This is a genomic window from Reyranella sp., assembly GCF_965279625.1.
In the GTDB taxonomy this organism is placed as follows: Bacteria; Pseudomonadota; Alphaproteobacteria; order Reyranellales; family Reyranellaceae; genus Reyranella.
On sequence record NZ_OZ257251.1, the window covers coordinates 2,640,288 to 2,660,850 of the forward strand.

Annotated in this window: 15 protein-coding genes; 4 read left to right on the forward strand and 11 right to left on the reverse strand. The window is 66.2% G+C overall.

The features are described from left to right. Positions 1 to 7 precede the first annotated feature (7 nt). A complete protein-coding gene (locus tag ACQY78_RS12905) occupies positions 8 to 3,352 on the reverse strand; it encodes an AsmA family protein (RefSeq protein WP_428686084.1) in 3,345 nt (1,114 codons plus the stop codon). Positions 3,353 to 3,663: 311 nt separating this feature from the next. On the opposite strand from ACQY78_RS12905, the gene ACQY78_RS12910 reads away from it, so the two are divergent. Further along, positions 3,664 to 5,253, forward strand: a complete 1,590-nt coding sequence (locus ACQY78_RS12910; protein ID WP_428686085.1) for an ABC transporter substrate-binding protein — start codon at positions 3,664 to 3,666, stop codon at positions 5,251 to 5,253. 15 nt (positions 5,254 to 5,268) lie between these two features. Here the strand turns inward: ACQY78_RS12910 and ACQY78_RS12915 are convergent, their stop codons facing one another. From ACQY78_RS12915 to ACQY78_RS12925, 3 genes are read right to left on the reverse strand one after another with little or no spacing between them, the layout of a single operon-like run. Further along, complete coding sequence (locus ACQY78_RS12915) at positions 5,269 to 5,754, reverse strand: YaiI/YqxD family protein (protein WP_428686367.1); 486 nt, start codon at positions 5,752 to 5,754, stop codon at positions 5,269 to 5,271. Further along, complete coding sequence (locus ACQY78_RS12920; RefSeq protein WP_428686086.1) at positions 5,751 to 6,857, reverse strand: enolase C-terminal domain-like protein; 1,107 nt, start codon at positions 6,855 to 6,857, stop codon at positions 5,751 to 5,753. The genes ACQY78_RS12915 and ACQY78_RS12920 overlap by 4 nt, the downstream gene beginning before the upstream one ends. Then, positions 6,854 to 8,389, reverse strand: coding sequence for a carboxylesterase/lipase family protein (locus ACQY78_RS12925; protein ID WP_428686087.1), 1,536 nt, complete (start codon positions 8,387 to 8,389; stop codon positions 6,854 to 6,856). The genes ACQY78_RS12920 and ACQY78_RS12925 overlap by 4 nt, the downstream gene beginning before the upstream one ends. Positions 8,390 to 8,544: 155 nt before the next feature. Between ACQY78_RS12925 and ACQY78_RS12930 the strand changes: the two genes are divergently transcribed. Together ACQY78_RS12930 and ACQY78_RS12935 are read left to right on the forward strand one after the other, a co-directional pair. Beyond that, positions 8,545 to 9,270 carry an ABC transporter substrate-binding protein gene (locus tag ACQY78_RS12930; protein WP_428686088.1) on the forward strand — a complete coding sequence of 242 codons (726 nt, stop codon included), beginning with the start codon at positions 8,545 to 8,547 and terminating at the stop codon, positions 9,268 to 9,270. A 26-nt stretch (positions 9,271 to 9,296) separates the two neighbouring features. After that, entirely contained in the window at positions 9,297 to 9,989 is a 693-nt protein-coding gene (locus ACQY78_RS12935) for a hypothetical protein (RefSeq protein ID WP_428686089.1), read from the forward strand. A 3-nt stretch (positions 9,990 to 9,992) separates the two neighbouring features. On the opposite strand, the gene ACQY78_RS12940 is transcribed toward ACQY78_RS12935, so the two are convergent. From ACQY78_RS12940 to ACQY78_RS12970, 7 genes are read right to left on the reverse strand one after another with little or no spacing between them, the layout of a single operon-like run. After that, positions 9,993 to 10,736, reverse strand: a complete 744-nt coding sequence (locus tag ACQY78_RS12940) for an amino acid ABC transporter ATP-binding protein (protein WP_428686090.1) — start codon at positions 10,734 to 10,736, stop codon at positions 9,993 to 9,995. After that, entirely contained in the window at positions 10,723 to 11,370 is a 648-nt protein-coding gene (locus ACQY78_RS12945; RefSeq protein ID WP_428686091.1) for an amino acid ABC transporter permease, read from the reverse strand. Before ACQY78_RS12945 ends, ACQY78_RS12940 begins: the two co-directional genes overlap by 14 nt. Then, positions 11,367 to 12,050, reverse strand: a complete 684-nt coding sequence (locus tag ACQY78_RS12950) for an amino acid ABC transporter permease (protein ID WP_428686092.1) — start codon at positions 12,048 to 12,050, stop codon at positions 11,367 to 11,369. The genes ACQY78_RS12945 and ACQY78_RS12950 overlap by 4 nt, the downstream gene beginning before the upstream one ends. A gap of 15 nt (positions 12,051 to 12,065) precedes the next feature. After that, entirely contained in the window at positions 12,066 to 12,872 is an 807-nt protein-coding gene (locus ACQY78_RS12955) for a transporter substrate-binding domain-containing protein (protein WP_428686093.1), read from the reverse strand. An 8-nt stretch (positions 12,873 to 12,880) separates the two neighbouring features. Next, entirely contained in the window at positions 12,881 to 13,675 is a 795-nt protein-coding gene (locus tag ACQY78_RS12960) for a transporter substrate-binding domain-containing protein (RefSeq protein WP_428686094.1), read from the reverse strand. 38 nt (positions 13,676 to 13,713) lie between these two features. Continuing rightward, positions 13,714 to 14,160: a ribose 5-phosphate isomerase B gene (rpiB, locus tag ACQY78_RS12965; protein ID WP_428686095.1), complete on the reverse strand. Its 447-nt coding sequence runs from the start codon at positions 14,158 to 14,160 to the stop codon at positions 13,714 to 13,716. Then, the gene (locus ACQY78_RS12970) at positions 14,157 to 14,906 is read right to left on the reverse strand and encodes a FadR/GntR family transcriptional regulator (RefSeq protein WP_428686096.1); all 750 of its coding nucleotides are present in this window, start codon (positions 14,904 to 14,906) and stop codon (positions 14,157 to 14,159) included. The genes rpiB and ACQY78_RS12970 overlap by 4 nt, the downstream gene beginning before the upstream one ends. A 177-nt stretch (positions 14,907 to 15,083) precedes the next feature. Here ACQY78_RS12970 and ACQY78_RS12975 point away from each other — a divergent pair, with 177 nt between their 5' ends. Then, positions 15,084 to 20,543: a HAMP domain-containing protein gene (locus ACQY78_RS12975; protein ID WP_428686097.1), complete on the forward strand. Its 5,460-nt coding sequence runs from the start codon at positions 15,084 to 15,086 to the stop codon at positions 20,541 to 20,543. The last annotated feature ends 20 nt before the right edge of the window (positions 20,544 to 20,563 follow it).

Genomic DNA, 20,563 nt, shown 5'->3' on the forward strand with positions numbered 1-20,563 from the left:
CTGATCGTCACTTGCCGCGGATGCTCATGGTCGGCGAGGAGACCGGACCGCTCACCGTCATCACATAGTCCGTCGCCCCATTGGAGCCCGCGTCGAGCGCAATGGTGGTCTCGGTCGTGGCCGCCGTCAGGCTGGTGCGGCTGTTGATTCGCGCCGTCGCATTCGGACCTTTCAGGGCGTGGTTCTGCAGGTTGATCTCGCCGTTCGAAAGCGTGATTTCGCCCTCGATCGTGCTCTGCGCGTTGATGAAGCCCGAGATGACCGCGGAGTTGAATCCCATCTCCGTGCTGAAGATGCTGCCGAGGCCGGTGGCGAAAGAGGCGAAGCCCAGAGACCCGCCGGCGACGGAAGGGTAGATCACGCCCGACAGATGGCCCTGGCCTGTCAGGGAATTGCGGATCTGCTCGGGCGAGTTGCCCTGGCCCTGGAGCGCGACCTTCATGACATTGATCTTGCCATCGACCGCCACCATCAGGTGCTCGTTGCCGAACACATTGTGGCCCGCCGCGCCGCGCAGCATCTCGCCGACATAGATGCCTTGCAGGGTGCCGGCCACGTCGACCGTCATCGTATCCTTCGAAGCATCTATGGTGCCCCCGAAGTCGACGGCGCCGCTGTAGAACTGTCCGGTGAGCTTGGACACCTTGACGACGCCGTTGCGCAACGTCGCGTCCATATCGGCGTAGGTCACCTTCAGCGATCCGAACTCGATGGCGCTGGTCTCGAGGTTCAACGTGGCATCGAAGGCGCGCAGGCCCGAGAGATCGATCTGCTTGCCCGTCGCCGCGCGCGGCCCCTTCGACGGCAGCGGCACGGCCTCGGCGCCCGCGCCGCCCGGCGCGGCGGGAATCGCCGGCGTGGGCACGGCGGGCGCGGGCCCATCGGAGGTGCCCAGCCAGTCGTCGAGGTCGAGCGTGCCGGGAATGCGCAGATTGGCCACGAAGTTGGGCCTCTTGCCCAGGGTGGCATCTATCTTTCCCGACATCTGCGTGCCGAGCGCCGTCAGGTTGCCGTCGAATGACGCGCGTTGGTCGTTGCCCTTGAACGAACCCTCGGCCACCAGCCCGCCCAAACCCGTCTGCGATCCCCCGGTGGCCACCGACACCAGCCCGCTCGCATCCTGCGTCTGCACGGCAAAGCTCGAGAAATCGAAGGAGAACTTGTCGCCCAGAACCAGCGAGCCGGTGGCGCGTGCGGTCGCCCCGGCAGCGCTGACCGAGGCATTGCGCAGGGTCAGCGCCCCCATGGTGCCGGCGACGCTGCCCCCCGCCGTCGAGGCGCCGAGCTTGCCGTTGAGGAACTTGGGCATGCCCGCATAGACCAGCAGCTTGTCGGTATCGGGCATCGTGGCGTTGAAGGTGACGTCGAAGCGCGGCACGGTGCCGAAGTCCGCGACCTGGCCCTTGAGGTCGAACCTGGCGCCCAGGAGGTCGGCGATCTTGAGGCCGTTCACCTTGAGGAGATTGCCCTGTACGGCGAGGTCCGCGTCGATGCCATTCAGTGTCCCGCCGCGGAACACGAGCTTGGCGACCTTGGCCTTAAGTCCAAGAATGGGCAGGGTCGTGTCGGAGGCTGCGGCTGGGGCCGCAACGGCCGGAGCTGGTGGCGTCGCAGTCGCAGGTTCCGCGATGACGGAGGGCTCCCGAGGCGTCGGCAGGTAGGCATCGAGGTCGAAACTGTCGAGCTGAACCGAGGTCGCCAGCGTGAGCGGCAGTCCGAAGGTGATGCTGCCGCTGCCGGTCGCACGCTGGCCATCCAGGTCCATCAGGAGGTCGGAAATCTGCAGGCTGCTCGCCGTCGAGGCGAGCTTGCCTTCGATCGACAGCGACTGGAGCTTGGCGGCCGGCACGCCGGACGTGTCGATCTCCAGCCACGCCAGCGTCTCACGCAGCCGCGGCCCCACCAGGCTGAACACCCCGGCGGATTGGACGGAAGGAGCTGCGCCTGGCTTGGCAGGCGGTGCTGCGGGGGCCACCGGAGTGGCGGCCGTATTGGCCTTGAGAACCATGTCGCCCGGCAACGTCGCGCTCATTCGCGGCACGGCGATCACGCCGTTGCGGATCTCCACGGCAAGCGCCACGTCGCGCGCCGTGCCCCTGCGATAGACGACTTCCTTGGCGTCGAGCGATACCAGCACGGTGAAGGCCGGCGGAAACGGCGACAGCGAAGCGGTAGCCGGAGCAGCGGCGGCCTTGGCTGGAGCGGCGGGGGCGGCCGCCGGCGGCTTCGCCGCCGCGGCGGCGGGCGCGGTCGTCGTCGCTGGAGCGGCTGCTGCCGGCTTTGCGCCCGCGGGCGCCTTCGGTCGAAAGGCTTCGGGGTTGGACAGCAGCGCGAGCCATTTCTCGGCATCGACCTTCGGCAGCGACAGCCGGCTCTCGAGCGAGGGCTTTGCACCCGTGATCAGCGTCAAGCTGCCCGTCACGCTCTCGGTGCCGATCGACATCTTGAAATCGGTGAGCGCCAGCTTCTCGGCCGTAAGGTCGATGTCGCCATCGAAGGCGAAGGGACCGATCACCGAGGCATCGAAGGCAGGCGGTTCCTGACCGCCGGCGCGCACCAGACTGGCGATGAAATCGGTCAGGCCGCCGGTCGCGAGAGAGACCTTGCCCTTCACGTCGGCGTCGACGGCGATCCGGCTGACATGGCCGTCGAAGTTCAGTGTGCCGCTGTGCACCTTGAGCTTGAAGGACATGTCGCTGCCCTTGTCGCTCGGCGCGCCGACCTTCGCCATCAGTGACAGCGGGACACCGTTGACGGTCGCCGTGGCGTCGAAGTCGAACGGCCCCTGGAAAGACCCAACGGACGCGAGCGCCTCCAGATTCTCGGCCTTCAGCGTCTGGCCGGTCTTCGGATTGGTGTAGCTGAGCGTGCCTTCGCGGATTTTGAGCGTGCCGATCGCCAGATGCAGGCCGCTGCTGGGCGCACCGGCCGGTTGGGCGGCGCCGGCGCCGGGATGGAATTCCCAGTTGGGGCGGCCCTCGGCGTCGGTCTCGAGGACCAGGGTCGGCCTGAAGAGCGTGAGCCGCCCGACCTCGATGCGTCCCTGCAGCAACGCCCAGAAGGCCGGTGTGATGCCGACCCAGCGCACGTCCACCATCTGGGCGCCCTTGCCGCCCACGGCATTGGCGAAATGGACCTGACGGGCGCTGATGCGCAGTGTCGGGAAGACCGTGAGCTTCAGCGGCCCCTCGATCACGAGTTCACGGCCGGTCGCCTCCTTCACGGCCGCGATCATGGCAGGCTTGTATTGGTCGATATTCAGCAACGCGGGCGCCACCAGGCCGGCAAACGCCAGCAGCGCGGAAAATGCGACGACGGCCACTCCGGTCCGGATCCAGGTTCGCTTCTGCATGGCCAATACTCGTGAACGCCTCGGGCCCGTGAACGCCGCGAGGCGTGGCAGGATGCAAACACAGTCTATTTGAGGTCCCGCTTTGGGGCTATTCCAAGCTCATGCGCGGCTCGGACTTCCCTCTACGATCGTGATTGAGCGGGGAGCGCCCGGACGGAATTGTAATCATTGTATCGTCGCAGGCCCTGGCCGCTTCCGGCAGGAACCCGTCGGCCGTACTGTAGAGGATGAAACTTTCGTCCGCCTGGCAAAACTGGCAGACTCGTGACGAAGCTGTGACCGCTGGTCCGGCGTGCGTGAAGGTTTGGGCAATGCGTACGAGGCTGCTGGCCTTCTCCCTGGCTCTGCTCCTGTGCTGGTGCGACACCGCGCTCGCCCAGCGCAGCGGGGGTATGCTTCGCCTCTTCCAGCGCGAAACGCCGACCACCGCCTCGATCCTGGAAGAGGGCAATGCCGCCACCGTCGTGGCCTTCATGCCGATCTTCAACAACCTCGTCATCTTCGATCCGGCGGTGCCGCAGAACGGCGATCAGTCCATCGTTCCGGACCTTGCCGAATCCTGGTCGTGGAACGAGGACAAGACAGAGCTGGCCTTCACGTTGCGCCGCGGCGTGAAGTGGCACGACGGGATGCCGTTCACGTCGAGCGATGTCGAGTGCACCTTCAACCTGCTGACCAATCGAGCCCGCAATCCCCTGCGAAGCAACCCGCGCGGCGCCTGGTTCGGCAACGTCAAGTTCGTCCGGTCGAAGTCCGACCATGATGTGACGATCCACCTCAACCGGCCGCAACCGTCGCTGTTGGCCATGCTGGCATCGGGCCTGACGCCAATCTATCCCTGCCACGTCCCGCTGGCGCAGATGCGCCTGAAGCCGGTCGGCACCGGGCCGTTCGTGCTCGACGCCTTCGACAAGTTCGATCGCATCCGGCTGAAGCGCAATCCCGCCTACTGGAAGGCCGGCCGCCCCTATCTCGATGGTATCGAATTCTCGGTGGTCGCCAGCCGCTCGGCGGCGCTGCTGAGCTTCGTTGCCGGCCGCTACGACATGACGTTTCCGGGTGAAGTCTCGATGACGCAACTGCGCGACGTCAGGCGTCAGTCGTCGCGCGTGGTGTGCGAGGCGACGACGATGAACATCAACACCAACCTGCTGCTGAACCGCGATGCCGCGCCCTTCGATAATCCCGACATCCGCCGGGCGCTCACGCTGGCGCTGGATCGCCGTGAATTCGTGGCTTCGCTGGACAACGGCAGCGGCTTGATCGGCGGACACCTGTACCCCCCTCCCGACGGACGATGGGGCATGCCGACCGAGATGCTGGCCAAAGTTCCCGGCTACGGAACCGATCTCGGAAAGAACCGCGAAGAAGCGCGCGCACTGATGCAGTCGGCCGGTTTCGGGCCGGACAAGTCGCTGGAGATCAGGATACTAACCCGCGCCGTTTCGCCCTATCGAAACCCGGTGACGGTGCTCTCCAGGCAACTTCGGGAGATCTACATCGAACCGGCGATCGACGTCGTGGAAACCACACACTGGTACACCCGCCTGCAGCGCAGCGACTACGCGCTTGCAATCGAGACGACCGGCAATGGCATCGACGATCCCGACCAGGTCTTTTACGAATCCTTCTCCTGCCGCTCGGAGCGCAACTACAGCCGCTATTGCAATCCGGAAATCGAACGACTTTTCGAGGTCCAATCCTCGGAGCTCAACGTCGAAAAGCGCCGCCAGCTTGCATGGGACATCGACGCCAGGCTTCTGGCGGACGGTGTGCGGTTGCCCCTGGCGTGGAGACGTGCCGCCACCTGCTGGCAACCCTACGTGAATGGGTTCGCACCACAGACCGTCGGCGCTTCCAACGGCTTCCGCTTCGAAGACGTCTGGATGGAGCGTCGCTGACGGCTCGGCCGGCCTCTAGGACCGGCGCCGCCGGACCTTCTGAACCGCCTCGTCGAGCGCCGACAGGAAGCGTGAACGGTCGCGCGGCGCCATCGGTTTCGGCCCACCCGTGATCTCGCCCATCGCGCGGAGATTGGACATCAGTTCGCGGCTCGCCATCGCCATGCCGATCGACGAGGCGGTGAACGGCACGCCGGTGGAGCCGATCACCGAGGCGCCCTTCTTCAGGCTGCGATCGGCCAGCGGGATATCGGAAGTGATGACGATGTCGTCGGGCCCGGCCCGCTCGGCGATCCAGTCGTCGGCCGCGTCGAAGCCGTCGCTCACGACCACGCGCTCGATGCGCGGATCGCGCGGCACGTTGATGTAGGCGTTGGCCACGACGAAGACCTTGAGCCCGTAGCGCTCCGCCACCCGATAGACCTCGGCCTTCACCGGGCAGGCATCGGCGTCGATGTAGATGTCGATTCCAGCCTCCTCGGCAGCGTCCCTCGAGCTCAGCTCAGCACCGTGATTTTCTTGCGTTCGATCAGGGCGAAATCGATGGCTGCCCCGAGGCCCGGCTCGTTCGGCACATGCACCAGACCGTCGCGTCCGACGGTGATGTCGCGCTCCAGCCCGTACTTCTGTGCGCCGTCCGGCAGCAGCACCTCGAAGAACTCGGTGTTTCGGATCGCGGCGATGACATGGAGGTTCGCCACGTTGTTCAGCGAATTGCCGCCATGATGGACTTCGTAGTTCATCCGGAAGGCCTCGGCGAGATGCGCGGTCTTCACCAGCGTGGTGATGCCGCCCTTCACCGCAACGTCGCCGCGCAGGTAATCGGTGGCCTTTTCCATGATCCACGGCTGATAGGAGTCGAGGCCGGTCTGCGGATACTCCGTGGCCATGATCGGAATGGAAAGCTGCTGCTTCAGTTTGGTGTAGTTGTAGATGTCCTGGTCGGCCAGCGGGTCTTCGTACCAGTAAAAGCCCATCTCCTCCACGGCGCGGCCGACGCGGATGGCGGCCGGGTAATCGTAGCTCCAGGTCGAGTCGAGCATGATCGTGTAGTCGCCAACGGCGCGACGCACCGCCTCGCAGACCTTGATGTCTTCCTTCCAGCGCGTCGGCGGATGAATTTTGTAGGCGGCCCATCCGTACTCCTTGAACCGCACCGCCTCCTCGGCGTACTCGGCGGGCGAGGCCAGCACCGCGGAGCTCGCATAGGCCGGCACGGTCTCTCGATAGGTCCCGAGCAGGCGATGGATTGGCTGGCCCATCGCCTTGCCAACCAGGTCCCAGAGCGCCACGTCGACCGCCCCGATGGCGCGCACGCCGGCCGAGCGCTGGCGCTTCCAGATCTCCTGGTTGAGGAGTTCGCGCTGGAACGGATCCTTGCCGATCAGCCCCGGCTTCAGGTGCGAGATCAGCGCCTGCCCGTCGGACGTCGCGGGATTCATCGCCGAACCCAGGAAAGCGTGACCCTCCAGGCCCTGGTCGGTGACGATGCGCAAGAGCCCCAGCGCGCTCTTGCCCGAGAAGCGGCCGGTATGCGCGCCGTAGGTCGTGGGCGGGATGTCATCCCAGGCGAACAGTGTCAGCGTGACGTCGGTGATCTTCATTCCTTTGTCTCCCAGACCCGCCGCTCCGTCCCCAGCGGGTCGATGTCGATGTGGCAAACCGTGTCGAAAACCATGGTGCCGCGCATGCCGACCTCATAGGCAGGCCACACCGGCAGGCCCGCATGTCGGGGGTTGCCGTTCCTCGCGAAGGCGATCCACGACCGGCTCATCGTCTCGCCGAGCGGCAGACGCGCGGGATCGTCGCCGGTCAGTTCCGCGGTTTCGAGATTGGAGAAGACGAAGGGAATTTCGAGCGTATGGCAGGAGCGCAGCCTGCCTCCCAGAACCGGCGTCTCCCAGGCGAAGAGATAGACGAACACCGGCGCGCTATCTTGCGCCAGCTTGCGCTCCGCCATCAGCAGCGACGGCGCGCGGACACCCTGGTCGGAGACGATGGCGATGGCGATCTCGTCGGGCCTCAGTTTCGGCTGCGCCCGGCGGTAGACCGCGACGATCTCGGCGGCCCGGTCGCCGAGATAGGGTGTCAGCGATTCGGGCAGGTTCTCGAAGGTGGCGCCGGAGACCCACGGCATGTGACCCAGGAACAGGGTCATCTCGTCCTTGTTGCTGCCGATCATCAGCGGCACGTCGAGGGAAGCGAGCGGTGCACGGGGCGCGAAGGGGCCGCCGGGAAACAGCGTGCCGTCGATCACCGGATTGAAGCCGAGCCTTCGACGGTCGGCGAAGGCCGCGCGACTGACGCCCGCCAGCACCTTGACCTGCGCTTCCAGAATCTTCGCCGCCGGCAGACGGCGCAGCTCGGCGGCGCTCGCGGCATCGAGGCCGAGATGCTCCAGCATCTGGCGCGCCGTCCGGGAGCCGTCCTCGCGATTGGCCATCTGTACGGCGGGGCCGCTCTGGATGATGGCCTTGTGGAACAGGCCCTTGGCCGGCGGCATGGCCATCAGCACACTCACCTTCGCGCCGCCCCCCGATTCGCCGAAGATGGTGACGTTGTGCGGATCGCCGCCGAAGCCGACGATGTTGTCGCGCACCCATTCCAGAGCCGCCACGATGTCGAGCATGCCCGCCAGGCCCGACTGCTCGAAGCCGGTCGCCATGTCCTCGAGATGGAGATAGCCCAGCGCGCCCAGCCGATGGTTGAACGAAACCACCACGACATCGTCGAGCCGGCAGAGATTGGCGCCGTCGGACCAGGGCGAAGAGCCCGACCCGGTGATGAACGCGCCGCCGTGGCACCAGAACAGGACCGGTCGCGCCGAGCCTTCACGGCCCGACGTCCAGACGTTGAGATAGAGGCAGTCCTCGTCGAGCTTCTGCTTTCCGGCGAGCGTGAAGAGGCGCAACAGGTCCTCGGGCAGCGCGAACACGTTCTGGCTCTGCACCGCCATGTTGCCGTAGTCGAGCGCGTCGCGAATCTCGCCCCAGGGCTGCGGTTTGCGCGGCGGCCGGAAGCGCAGCTCGCCCAGCGGCGGCTCGGCATACGGAATTCCCTTGAAGATCTCGACACCGCGATCGCGGATGCCGCGGATCCTTCCGGCGGTGGTCTCGACGATGATTTCACTGCTCATGAGCGACACTCTAGCGCGAAACGGGCGTACCGGCGCTGTGATCGCACCGTAACAATTTCCGGCTGGGACGCACCATGAGCCGCACCTCGAGCGTGAGCCGCCGGGACATGCTCATCGACCTACCATCCGATGCGGGTTGCCCATAGACTGATGCCATGAACGATAAAGTCCGAGCCCAAATCGCCCCCACCGGTGTCCTGCGCGCCGGCATCAATCTCTCCAACTTCCTGCTGGTCACTGGCCGCAGCGAGACCAACGATCCGACGGGCGTCGCGCCCGACATGGCGCGCGAGATCGCGGCCGCGCTGGGCGTGCCCGTGAAGTACGTCCCCTTCAAATCGCCGGGCGAGCTCGGCGACCAGGTGGGCAAGGACGTCTGGGACATCGGCCTGATCGGCGCCGAGCCGCAGCGCGCCGAGAAGATCCAGTTCACCGCCGCCTATGTCGAGATCGAGGCGACCTACATGGTGCCCGAGGGCTCGCCGATCAAAACCATCGCCGATGTCGACAGGAAGGGCGTGCGCATCGCGGTCTCCGCCCGCTCCGCCTACGATCTCTGGCTGGTGAACAACATCAGGAACGCGACGCTCGTCCAGGTGAACGGTCTGGACGCCGCCTATGAAAAGTTCATGTCGGACAAGCTCGAGGTGCTGGCGGGCCTCCGCCCCGGCCTGCTGAAGGATGTCGAGAAGGCGCCGGGGCTGAAGATCCTCGACGGCAAGTTCACCGCCGTGCAGCAGGCAGTCGGTACGGCCAAGGCCAATGTCGAGGCCGCAGCTTTCCTCGCCGACTTTGTCGAGAAGGCCAAGAAGTCGGGCATGGTCCAGGGCTTCATCGACCGCCACAAGGTCAAGGGCCTGTCCGTCGCCCCGCCGGCCTGATCGTTCATGGAAGTGCCTGCCCCCTCATGGAACTGAACGTCAAGACGCTCTACCTGATCGGCGGCATCGTCACCGTCTGCAGCGCGGGCGCGGCATTCCTGACCTGGTACCTCCATCGCGGGGCCACGGCGCTGCGCGCCTGGGCGGCCGCCCTGCTGTTGACCAGCCTGGGCGCCCTTATCCTGAGATTCCGCACTTCCGAGGCCGATGTGGCGCTCGTCGTGGCCGCCGACATGGTGATCGTCGCAGGCTTTGCCGTGATGTGGCTCAGCCTGCGGTACGCCAACAGGGGGCGCTCCGACCTGCTCCGGCCGGTCGTCGTCTCCCTCGCGGTCAGCCTGATCTTCCTCGCGTCCTTCGTCGTGCTGCGCGCCCTCGGCGCGGGCCTGCAGGCGGCATCGATTCCCTTCTCCCTGTTCCTCGGACTGCTCGGACTGGCCTGCGCCTGGGAAATCTGGCAGGGCCGCCGCACCGACGGTCTGCAGAGCCGCCTGCCGGCGACGCTCGCGTTCATCGGCCTCGGCGTCGCCCGAATCGTGCGCGCCGGCGTCCTGGGGCTCGAGGTGCTCCATGTCCTGTCGCCGGGAGCGGCAGCGGCGACGCATCCCTACACGCTCTACGCCACGATCGTGTTCACCGTGGTCGTCACCTACGGGCTCGTCATGATGGCCAACGAACAGGCCGGCCGCCGCGAGGCGATGCTGTTCGTCGAGAGATGACCTCTAAAGTTCGCTGCCGACGAACTGCCTGAACTCGGCGGTCTTCGGCTCGGCGAACAGTTCCGCCGTCGGCCCGATCTCCCACACCCTGCCGCGATGCATGAACACGACGAGGTCGGCCACGCGGCGGGCGAAGCCCATTTCGTGCGTGACGGTGATCATCGTCATGCCGCGGCGGGCGAGGTCCTCCATCACGGCCAGCACCTCGGCGGTGAGTTCGGGATCGAGCGCCGAGGTCACCTCGTCGAACAGCATGACCTGCGGCTTCAGCGCCAGCGAGCGCGCGATGGCCACGCGCTGCTGCTGGCCGCCCGAAAGCTGCTCGGGATAGGCAAGCAGCTTGTCGGTGAGGCCGACCAGCCCCAGCACCTCGCCGGCAACCCTCTTGGCCTCTTCCTTGCCCTGCTTCTTCACCAGGGTGAGGGCCAGAGTGATGTTCCGCTCGACCGTGAGATGGGGGAAGAGATTGTAGCTCTGGAACACCATCCCGACGTCGCGGCGAAGCTGGGCCCGCGCCTCGCTGCCCGGCCGGCCCACCGCGTGGCCGCAGACCTCGATGGCGCCGCCCTGGATCGACTCCAGCCCGGCGATGCAGCGCAGCAGCGTGCTCTTGCCCGAGCCGCTGCGGCCGACGATCGCCACGGTCTGCCCGCGTGTCACGTCGAACCCGACGCCGTCGAGCACGCGCAGCGGCCCGAACTCCTTCACGACGTCCTGGACACGGATGACGGCGTCACCTTCCGGCATGGGCCTTCCTCTCGAGATGGCGGCTCGCCAGCGACAGCGGATAGCAGATGGCGAAATAGATCGCGCCGACGATGGCAAAGATCACGAACGGCTCGAAGGTCGAGTTGTTGACGATCTGTCCGGCGCGCGCGAGTTCGACGAAGCCGATCACCGAGGCGAGCGAGGTGTTCTTCACGATCTGAACCATGAAGCCCACGGTCGGCGGCGTGGCGATACGCACGGCCTGGGGCAGGATCACGTAGGCATATTGCTGGAACACTTTCAGCCCCAGGCAGTCCGACGCCTCCCACTGGGTCTTCGGCACCGCCTCGATGCAGCCGCGCCAGATCTCGCCGAGGAAGGCCGCGGCGTAGATCGTGAGGGAGAGGCCGGCGGCGACCAGCGGGTCGAGCTTGAAGCCCACGATGCCCAGCCCGAAGTAGGACAGGAACAGCACGATCAGCAGCGGCGTGCCCTGGACGATCTGGATGTAGGCGCCGGCGAGGCCGCGCAGGAGACGCGACCGGGCCACGCGCATCAACGCCAGCGGCAGCCCGACCAGCGCGCCGCCCACGAAGGCGATGAGCGACAGCAGCACCGTCCAGCGCGCCGCCTCGACGAGGTAGAGGATATGGTTGGCGCTGAGCTGGATCACAGCGGCGTGCCCAGCCGCCGGCGGCGTTCGAACAGCACGAGCCCGATCGCCCACAAGGCGAGGCGATAGAGCGCCGAAAGGGCGAGATAGACCACCGCCACGATCATGTAGACCTCGAAGCTGCGGTAGGTGTCCGACTGCACGAGGTTCGCGGTCGCCGTGAGCTCTTCGGCCGAAATCTGCGAGGTGATGGATGAGGCCAGCATCAGCAGCACGAACTGGCTGGAAAGCGCGGGATAGACGCGCTCCATGGCCGGCAGCAGCACGACATGCAGGATCGTCTGCATCTTGGTGAGGCCCAGGCAATCGGCGGCCTCGAGCTGGGTGCGCTGGATGGACTGGATGCCGGCCCGCATGATCTCCGTTGTGTAGGCGCCCATGTTGACGGTGAGCGCCACGATGGCGGAGACCTCGGCGCTGAGCTTCAGGCCGAGGCTCGACAGGCCGAAATAGACCAGGAAGATCTGGATCAGCAGCGGCGTGTTGCGGATCGTCTCGACATAGATGCCCACCATCCGGCGCAGGATCGGCCCGCCATAGACACGCGCCAGCGCACACACCGTGCCCACCACGAAGCCCAGCGCGATCGACGCCACGGTGAGCTGCACGGTCAGCCAGGCGCCCGCCACGAAGTCGGGCCACCTGTCGGCCAGGAACGCGAAGTCGAACTTGTACGACATGGCTCGGTCCGGCCGTCAGCCGCCCGCCTTGAGGAGCAGGGCGGGATCGACGTCTATCCCGTGATGGGTCCTGTAGATGTCGATGAGCTTGCCGTTCTGCAGATTGGCGCGCACCCAGTCGTTTACCCAGCTCAGCAGGCGCGGCTCATCCTTGCGCAGGCCGATGGCCAGATAGAACGTCTGCATCGTGATCTTGGGTTCCAGCGTCCGCGCCGGGTTCTTCTTGCTGATCGCCGGCAGGAGCGAGCGCGCCGTTGCGATGATGTCGACCTGTCCCGAAGCAAAAGCCAGCGCCATGGTGGCGTCGTCCTCGTAGCGCACGAGTTGGGCACCCTTGGCCTGCCGGGTGAGATCGGTGTCTTGAGTGGTCCCGCGTACGACGCCGATCTTCTTGCCCTCGAGGTCCGACATCTGCCTGATCGTCGCGGAGGTCAGTCCCGCGACGACAGACGGATGGTCGGCATAGGGTATCGAGAAATCGACGACCTTGGCCCGCTCCGGCGTGATCGACAGGGTCGAGACCACGAGGTCCGCCTTGTTGGTCTGCAGCATCGGAATACGGGTCGGCCCCGTCGTGGAGACGATCTCGAGCTGAACGCCGAGATCCTTGGCCAGCAGACGCGCCAGATCGACGTCCGATCCGGCCGGCTGCATCTTGTCGTCGTTCATGCCGAAGGGCGGGATGGCGAGATCTATGGCGATCCGCACCTTGCCGGCCTTCTTTATGTCATCGAGCGTGTCGGCCTGCGCCACGGCGCCACCCAGCGCCGCCAGCGCCAGGACTGCGCCCAGGATCAGGCGCAGCATCGAGGTGGTCTTCATGACAGGTCCTACTTCTGGTTCAGGATGACCTCGGGCAGGCCGTTGCCGTGGAACTTCTTGTAGATCTCGTCCAGCTTGCCGTTCTTGAGGTTGGCCAGGATCCACTTGTTGACCTCCTCGACCAGCCGCGTCTCGTCCTTCTTGACGCCGACGGCGAGCTTGAAGGTGTCGAGCACGAACTTGACCTCGACCTGGCGGGCCGGGTTCTTCTTGTCGATCGGCGCGACCAGCAGCTCGGCGGTGGAGAAGATGTCGACCTGGCCGCTCAGGAAGGCCTGCGCCTCGGTGGCATCGTCCTCGTAGCGCACCAGCTTCATGCCCTTGGGGCCTTCCTTGGTGAGCTGGGTGTCGTGCGTCGTGCCGCGCACGGTGCCCACGGTCTTGCCGTCGAGATCGGCGAGGCTCTTCACGTTCACGCTCTTGGGCGCGGCGATCACGGTGCGCAGGACGGCGTAGCCCAGCGAGAAGTCGATCACCTTGGCCCGTTCCGGGGTGATCGACAGGGTCGAGATCACGAGGTCGGCCTTGCCGGTCTGCAGCGAGGGAATGCGCGAGGCGCCGGTGGTCGGCACATGCTCGAACTGCAGGCCCCAATCCTTGGCGAGCAGCTTCGCGGTCTCGATGTCCGAGCCGGTCGGCTGCATCTTGTCGTCGGTCATGCCGTAGGGCGGCACGCCGAGATCGACGGCGATGCGGATCTTGCCCGACTTCTTGATGTCGTCGAGCGCGTCGGCGTTGGCGACCTGCACGACACCCATCATCGCCACCGCCGCGATCGCGACGGCCGTCATCATCTTTCTCATCGTTTCCTCCATCTTCTCTTTTCGTTGTTGTCCGGACTCTAGCGGCCCGCATCCATGTCGGCGAGCTTTGCCACGCGGCGACGGAACTCCTCCGCCGTCGAAAATTTGGCGTCGAGGTAGGCGGCGATCAGGTCCTTGGCGAGCCAGGGCCCGACGATCTGCGCACCGATGCACATCACGTTCACGTCGTCATGCTCGACGCACTGATGTGCCGAATGCACGTCGTGGCACACCGCGGCGCGGATGCCCTTCATCTTGTTGGCGCCGATCGAGGCGCCCACGCCCGTGCCGCAGACCATCAGGCCGCGCTCGGCCCGGCCGGAGGTGATCGCCGCCGCGACCTGGCGTGCGATGTCGGGAAAATCGACCGGCTCGGGATCATAGGAGCCGACATCCTCGACCTCGTGCCCACGCTCGCGCAGAAAGGCGAGCAGTTCGGCCTTCATCGGGAAGCCTGCGTGATCCGATCCGACGACGATCTTCATGTGTCCGTGCCTTGCGTTTGGTAGGTGGAGATCAGGTTGTTGCGGCGCAGCCCGTCGCCGATCGCGAAATGCTCGCGCAGCCGCCGTTCGGCCTCGTCGGGATTGCGCTCCGCCAGCGCGAGAAACACCTGTCGATGGGCATCGACGAGGCCCGAGGTGATGGCGGGTTCGCGGAACGTGTCGCGGCGGCGCTCGACATGGCTGCGCATCAGCAGGGGCGAGATCGCCTCGTAGATCTTCATCAGCGCGCCGCTGCCGCTCGCCCGCACGATGGCCAGGTGGAAGGCATAGTCCGCCCCGCCTCCGCGCTCGGGATCGTCGAGCGAATCGACCAGCGTATCGAGGAGCGCCGCGATGGCCTGGAGATCACGTTCGCTCGCGCGCGTGCAGGCGAGCCGAATGGCCTGGCATTCGATGGCGATGCGGGCCTGCAGGACGTCGTCGAGGATGTTGGGTTCGGGCGCGAGGCACAGCGTCAGCGCCTGCCCCAGGACCGAGGCATCGGCGGAGCGCACGTAGGCGCCGCGTCCGTGGCGGATGTCGAGCAGGCCCAGCATGGACAGCGAGCGCAGCGCCTCGCGCAGCACCGGCCGGCTCACGCCCAGCGCCAGTGCCAGCTCGCGTTCGCCCAGCAGCCGGTCGCCCGCCTTCAGCTCGCCCGACAGAAGCCGGTCGCGGAAGAAGGTGAAGACGCGGTCTGCGCCGCTTGGCGTTTCCTCATTGTCTTGCCGGACGATATCGAGCATTTCGGCCTTGGTCAGTCCGTGGTCTGACCACTCTAGGACAAACACAGAAGGGCATGCAACCGGGCGCAGCCATCGACGTTAATTCTCGCTGCGGGAGGTCTGACCGTGCCGGAAGAAGGTTCCGAACGAACCGAAATAATTCCGCGCGCTGTGCTCCCAGATGAGGGGGCTTTCTACATGACCGCTGACGCCGGCTCTTCCTTGGCCAGTGGGCCGACCACGACCACCTCCCGCCGCCTGCCACCCGCGACCGACCTGCATGACCTGCTGAACGTTCTGGAAGCGCTGCGCGGCGGTAATTTCTCCGTTCGCTTGACGGGCGACCATGACGGCACCCTGGGGAGGATCGCCTCTGTGGTGAACGACATCGCCGCCGGCAACGAGAGCATGGCCTATCAGCTAGAACGCATCGGCAAGGCCGTCGGCGAGCAGGGCCGCACCCGCCAGCGCGTGAAATTCGGCCTGTCTGCCGGCGCCTGGGGCGAGATGGAGGGGTCGGTCAACACGCTGATCGACGACCTCGTCTGGCCGACCACCGAGGTCACGCGCGTGATCGGCGCCGTGGCGCAGGGCGACCTGCTGCAGACGGTGCGCCTCGACGTCGACGGCCGGCCGCTGAAGGGTGAGTTCCTGCGCGCCGCTACCATCGTCAATACGATGATCAAACAGCTCTCGGTCTTCACTTCCGAGGTGACCCGCGTGGCGCGCGAGGTCGGCACCGAGGGCAAGCTCGGCGGTCAGGCCAAGGTGAGTGAAGTGACGGGCGTGTGGCGCGAGCTGACCGAGAGCGTCAACTCGATGGCCAACAATCTGACGGCCCAGGTCCGCAACATCTCGGACGTGACGATCGCGGTGGCCAACGGTGACCTGTCGCGCAAGATCACCGTCGATGTGCGCGGCGAGATCCTGCAGCTCAAGGAGGCCATCAACACGATGGTCGACCAGCTGCGCTCCTTCGCCTCGGAAGTGACGCGCGTGGCCCGCGAGGTCGGCACCGAGGGCAAGCTCGGCGGCCAGGCGATCGTGCCGGGCGTGGCCGGCACCTGGAAGGACCTCACCGATTCCGTGAACGCGATGTGCGGCAACCTTACCGACCAGGTGCGCAACATCGCCGACGTGACCACCGCCGTGGCGCGCGGCGACCTGTCGAAGAAGATCACGGTCGACGTGCGCGGCGAAATCCTTCAGCTCAAGGACACGATCAACACGATGGTGGACCAGCTGAACGGCTTCGCGGGCGAGGTGACCCGCGTCGCCCGCGAGGTCGGCACCGAGGGCAAGCTGGGCGGCCAGGCCCAGGTGCCCGGCGTCGCCGGCACCTGGAAGGACCTCACCGACAACGTCAACTCGATGGCGACCAACCTCACGGCGCAGGTCCGCAACATCGCCGACGTGACCACCGCGGTGGCGCGCGGCGATCTCTCCAAGAAGATCACCGTCGACGTACGCGGCGAGATCCTGCAGCTCAAGGAGACCATCAACACGATGGTCGATCAGCTGAACGGCTTCGCCGGCGAAGTGACCCGCGTCGCCCGCGAGGTCGGCACCGAGGGCAAGCTCGGCGGCCAGGCCCAGGTCCCCGGTGTCGCCGGCACCTGGAAGGACCTCACCGACAACGTCAACCTGCTCGCTGCCAACCTGACCACCCAGGTCCGCAACATCGCCGATGTCACCATCGCGGTGGCGGGCGGCGACCTCTCCAAGAAGATCACCGTCGACGCCTCGGGCGAGATCCTGCGCCTGAAAGAGACCATCAACACGATGGTCGATCAGCTCAACTCCTTCGCAGGTGAAGTCACGCGCGTGGCGCGAGAGGTCGGCACCGAAGGAAAGCTCGGCGGCCAGGCCCAGGTCCCCGGCGTCGCCGGCACCTGGAAGGACCTCACCGACAACGTCAACTTCATGGCCACCAACCTGACCGGTCAGGTGCGCAACATCGCAGAAGTGACCACCGCCGTGGCCAACGGCGATCTCTCCAAGAAGATCACAGTCGACGTGCGCGGCGAGATCCTGCAGCTCAAGGACACCATCAACACGATGGTCGACCAGCTGAACGGCTTTGCCGGCGAAGTGACCCGCGTGGCGCGCGAGGTCGGCACCGAAGGCAAGCTCGGTGGCCAGGCGCAGGTGCCGGGCGTCGCCGGCACCTGGAAGGACCTCACCGACAACGTGAACCTGCTGGCGGCCAACCTCACGACCCAGGTGCGCAACATCGCCGAGGTAACGACGGCCGTGGCGACGGGCGACCTTTCCAAGAAGATCACCGTCGACGTGCGCGGCGAGATCCTGCAGCTGAAAGACACGATCAACACGATGGTCGATCAGTTGAACGGCTTCGCGGGCGAGGTGACGCGCGTGGCCCGCGAGGTCGGCACCGAAGGCAAGCTGGGTGGCCAGGCGCAGGTGCCGGGCGTCGCCGGCATCTGGAAGGACCTCACCGACAACGTGAACCTGCTGGCCGCGAACCTGACGACCCAGGTCCGAAACATCGCCGAGGTGACCACCGCCGTGGCGACCGGCGACCTGTCCAAGAAGATCACCGTCGACGTGCGCGGCGAGATCCTGCAGCTCAAGGAGACCATCAACACGATGGTCGATCAGCTGAACGGCTTCGCCGGCGAAGTGACGCGCGTGGCCCGCGAGGTCGGCACCGAAGGCAAGCTCGGCGGTCAGGCCCAGGTCCCCGGCGTTGCCGGCACCTGGAAGGACCTGACGGGCAACGTGAACCTGCTGGCGGCCAATCTCACCACACAGGTCCGCGCCATCGCCGAAGTGGCGACGGCCGTCACCAAGGGCGACCTGACGCGCTCGATCCAGGTCGACGCGCTGGGCGAGGTGGCCGAGCTGAAGGACAAGCTCAACACCATGATCGACAATCTCCGTCTCACGACGGAGCGCAACACCGAGCAGGACTGGCTGAAGACCAACCTCGCCAAGTTCACGAACATGCTGCAGGGCCAGCGTGACCTCGGCACCGTCGGCCGCATGATCCTGAGCGAGCTGACGCCGCTCGTGGACGCCCATCAGGCGGTGATCTACCAGACCCAGGACGACGGTACGCCGCGGCTGCGCCTCCTCTCGGTCTATGCCGACGCAGTGGGCGACGGGCACCCCGAAATCCTGCGTGTCGGCGAGGGCCTGATCGGCCAGTGCGCCGCCGATGGGCGGCCGATCCACATCTCGGCCATGCCGGACGCCGCGCGGCCGATCACCTCGGGTCTCTTCCGCGCCGCCCCCCGAAGCATCGTCGTCCTGCCCGTGCTGTTCGAAGGCCAGGTCAAGGCGGTGATCGAACTGGCCTCGCTCAGCACCTTTACCGAGCTGCAGATGGCCTTCCTCGAGCAGCTCACCGCCTCGATCGGCATCGTGCTGAACTCGATCGAGGCGACGATGCAGACCGAGAGCCTGTTGCAGCAGTCGCAGAAGCTCGCGGGCGAGCTGCAGAGCCAGCAGGGCGAGCTGCAGCAGACCAACGAGCAGCTCGAACAGAAGGCCGCCCAGCTCGCCGAGCGCAATGCCGAGGTCGAGCGCGCCAACCAGGAGATCGAGCAGGCCCGCCGCGCCGTCGAGGAGAAGGCCTCCGAACTGGCACTTACCTCGCGCTACAAATCGGAGTTCCTGGCCAATATGAGCCACGAGCTGCGCACACCGCTGAATTCGATCCTGATCCTGGGCCAACAGCTCGCCGACAATCCCGACGGCAATCTGGCTGCCAAGCAGGTCGAATTCGCCCGCACCATCCACGGCGCCGGCACCGACCTCCTGAACCTGATCAGCGACATCCTCGACCTCTCGAAGATCGAATCCGGCACCGTCACAGTCGACGCGGAGGAGATCTATTTTACCAACGTGCTCGAAGCCGTGGCCCGTCCGTTCCGTCATCAGGCCGAGTCGCAGGGACTCACCTTCGAGGTCCAGACCGACCCCGATCTCGGCCGCTCCATCGTCACCGATTCCAAGCGCCTGCAGCAGATCCTGAAGAACCTGCTGTCCAACGCCATGAAGTTCACGGCCGAAGGTAGCGTGCGGCTGCGCGCCGTGCCGGTGACCGCGGGCTGGCGGACCGACAATGGCGCGCTGAACCAGGCGAGTGCGGTGGTGGCCTTCGAAGTCACGGATACCGGCGTCGGCATTCCGATCGAGAAGCAGAAGATCGTGTTCGAGGCCTTCCAGCAGGCCGATGCCAGCACCAGCCGCAAATATGGCGGCACCGGCCTTGGCCTCGCGATCAGCCGCGAGCTGGCGAGCCTGTTGGGCGGCGAACTCACCGTGCGCAGCACGCCCGGCATCGGCAGCACGTTCACCCTCTACCTGCCGATGATGTACACCGGCCCGCGTACGGCCGTGCGCCAGCCCGGCCAGGGACAGGGCCAGGGACAAGGTTCGCAGCCCTTGCCGGCCGCGGCACTGCCCGAGCATCTCGCCGACCAGTTCCCCGACGACCGCCACGATCTGCAGGCCGGCGATCGCATCCTTCTGATCGTGGAGGACGACGCCAACTATGCCGGCATCCTGGTCGATGCCGCGCACGCCGCGGGGCTGAAGGCCGTGGTGACGGCGCGCGGCTCGGAGGCACTGGACCTCGCTTTGCAGTACAAGCCGGTCGCCATGTCGCTCGACGTGTTCCTGCCCGACATGCTGGGCTGGAACGTGCTGAGCCAATTCAAGCGCACGCTGGAGACACGCCACATTCCGGTGCAGATCCTCACCATGGACGAGGATCGCCAGCAGGGCCTGTCGCGCGGCGCCTTCTCATACCTGAGCAAGCCGACCTCGACCGAAGGGCTGACGGCCGCGCTGGCGCGCATCAACGACTACGTCCAGCCGCGGCGCAAGAAACTCCTGGTGGCCGAGGACGACGAGGGCGAGCGACTGAGCATCACCGCTCTTCTCGATCATCCCGAGGTCGAGATCACGACGGTCGGCTCGGGAGCGGAGGCGCTGGGAAGACTCCGGACCGAGCGGCACGATTGCATGGTGCTCGATCTGCGACTGCCCGACATGTCAGGCTTCGAAGTGCTGGAGTCGCTCCAGGCCGACCCGGCGCTCGCCGACCTGCCGGTCGTGGTGTTCACCGGCCGCGACCTCACGGCCGAAGAGGAAGGCCGGCTGCACGCGATGGCGCGCAGCATCGTGGTCAAGGGCGCGGCGTCGCCCGAGCGGCTGTTCGACGAGACCTCGTTGTTCCTGCATCACGCATCGGCCGCGCTCGCGCCGGAGAAGCAGCGCATGCTGGAGCGCCTGCATGGTTCCGACGAAGTACTGGCCGGGCGCACCGTGCTGGTGGTCGACGACGACGCCCGCAACATCTTCGCCTTGTCGAGTGCGCTGGAACGGCGCGGCATGCGGGTACTGACGGCGACGACCGACCACGAAGCGATCTCGATCCTCGAAACCTCTCCCGACGTGTCGATCGTGCTGATGGACATCATGATGCCCGATATGGACGGTTACCAGACCATGACCCTGATCCGCAGCAAGCCGGCGCTGCGCCGCCTGCCCATCCTGGCCCTGACTGCCAAGGCGATGAAGGGCGATCGCGAGAAATGCCTGGAGGCTGGCGCGTCCGACTATCTCGCCAAGCCGGTGAATACCGAGCAGCTCTTCTCGGCCCTGCGCCTCTGGCTGCATCGCTGATCTTGACCCGGACATCAGCC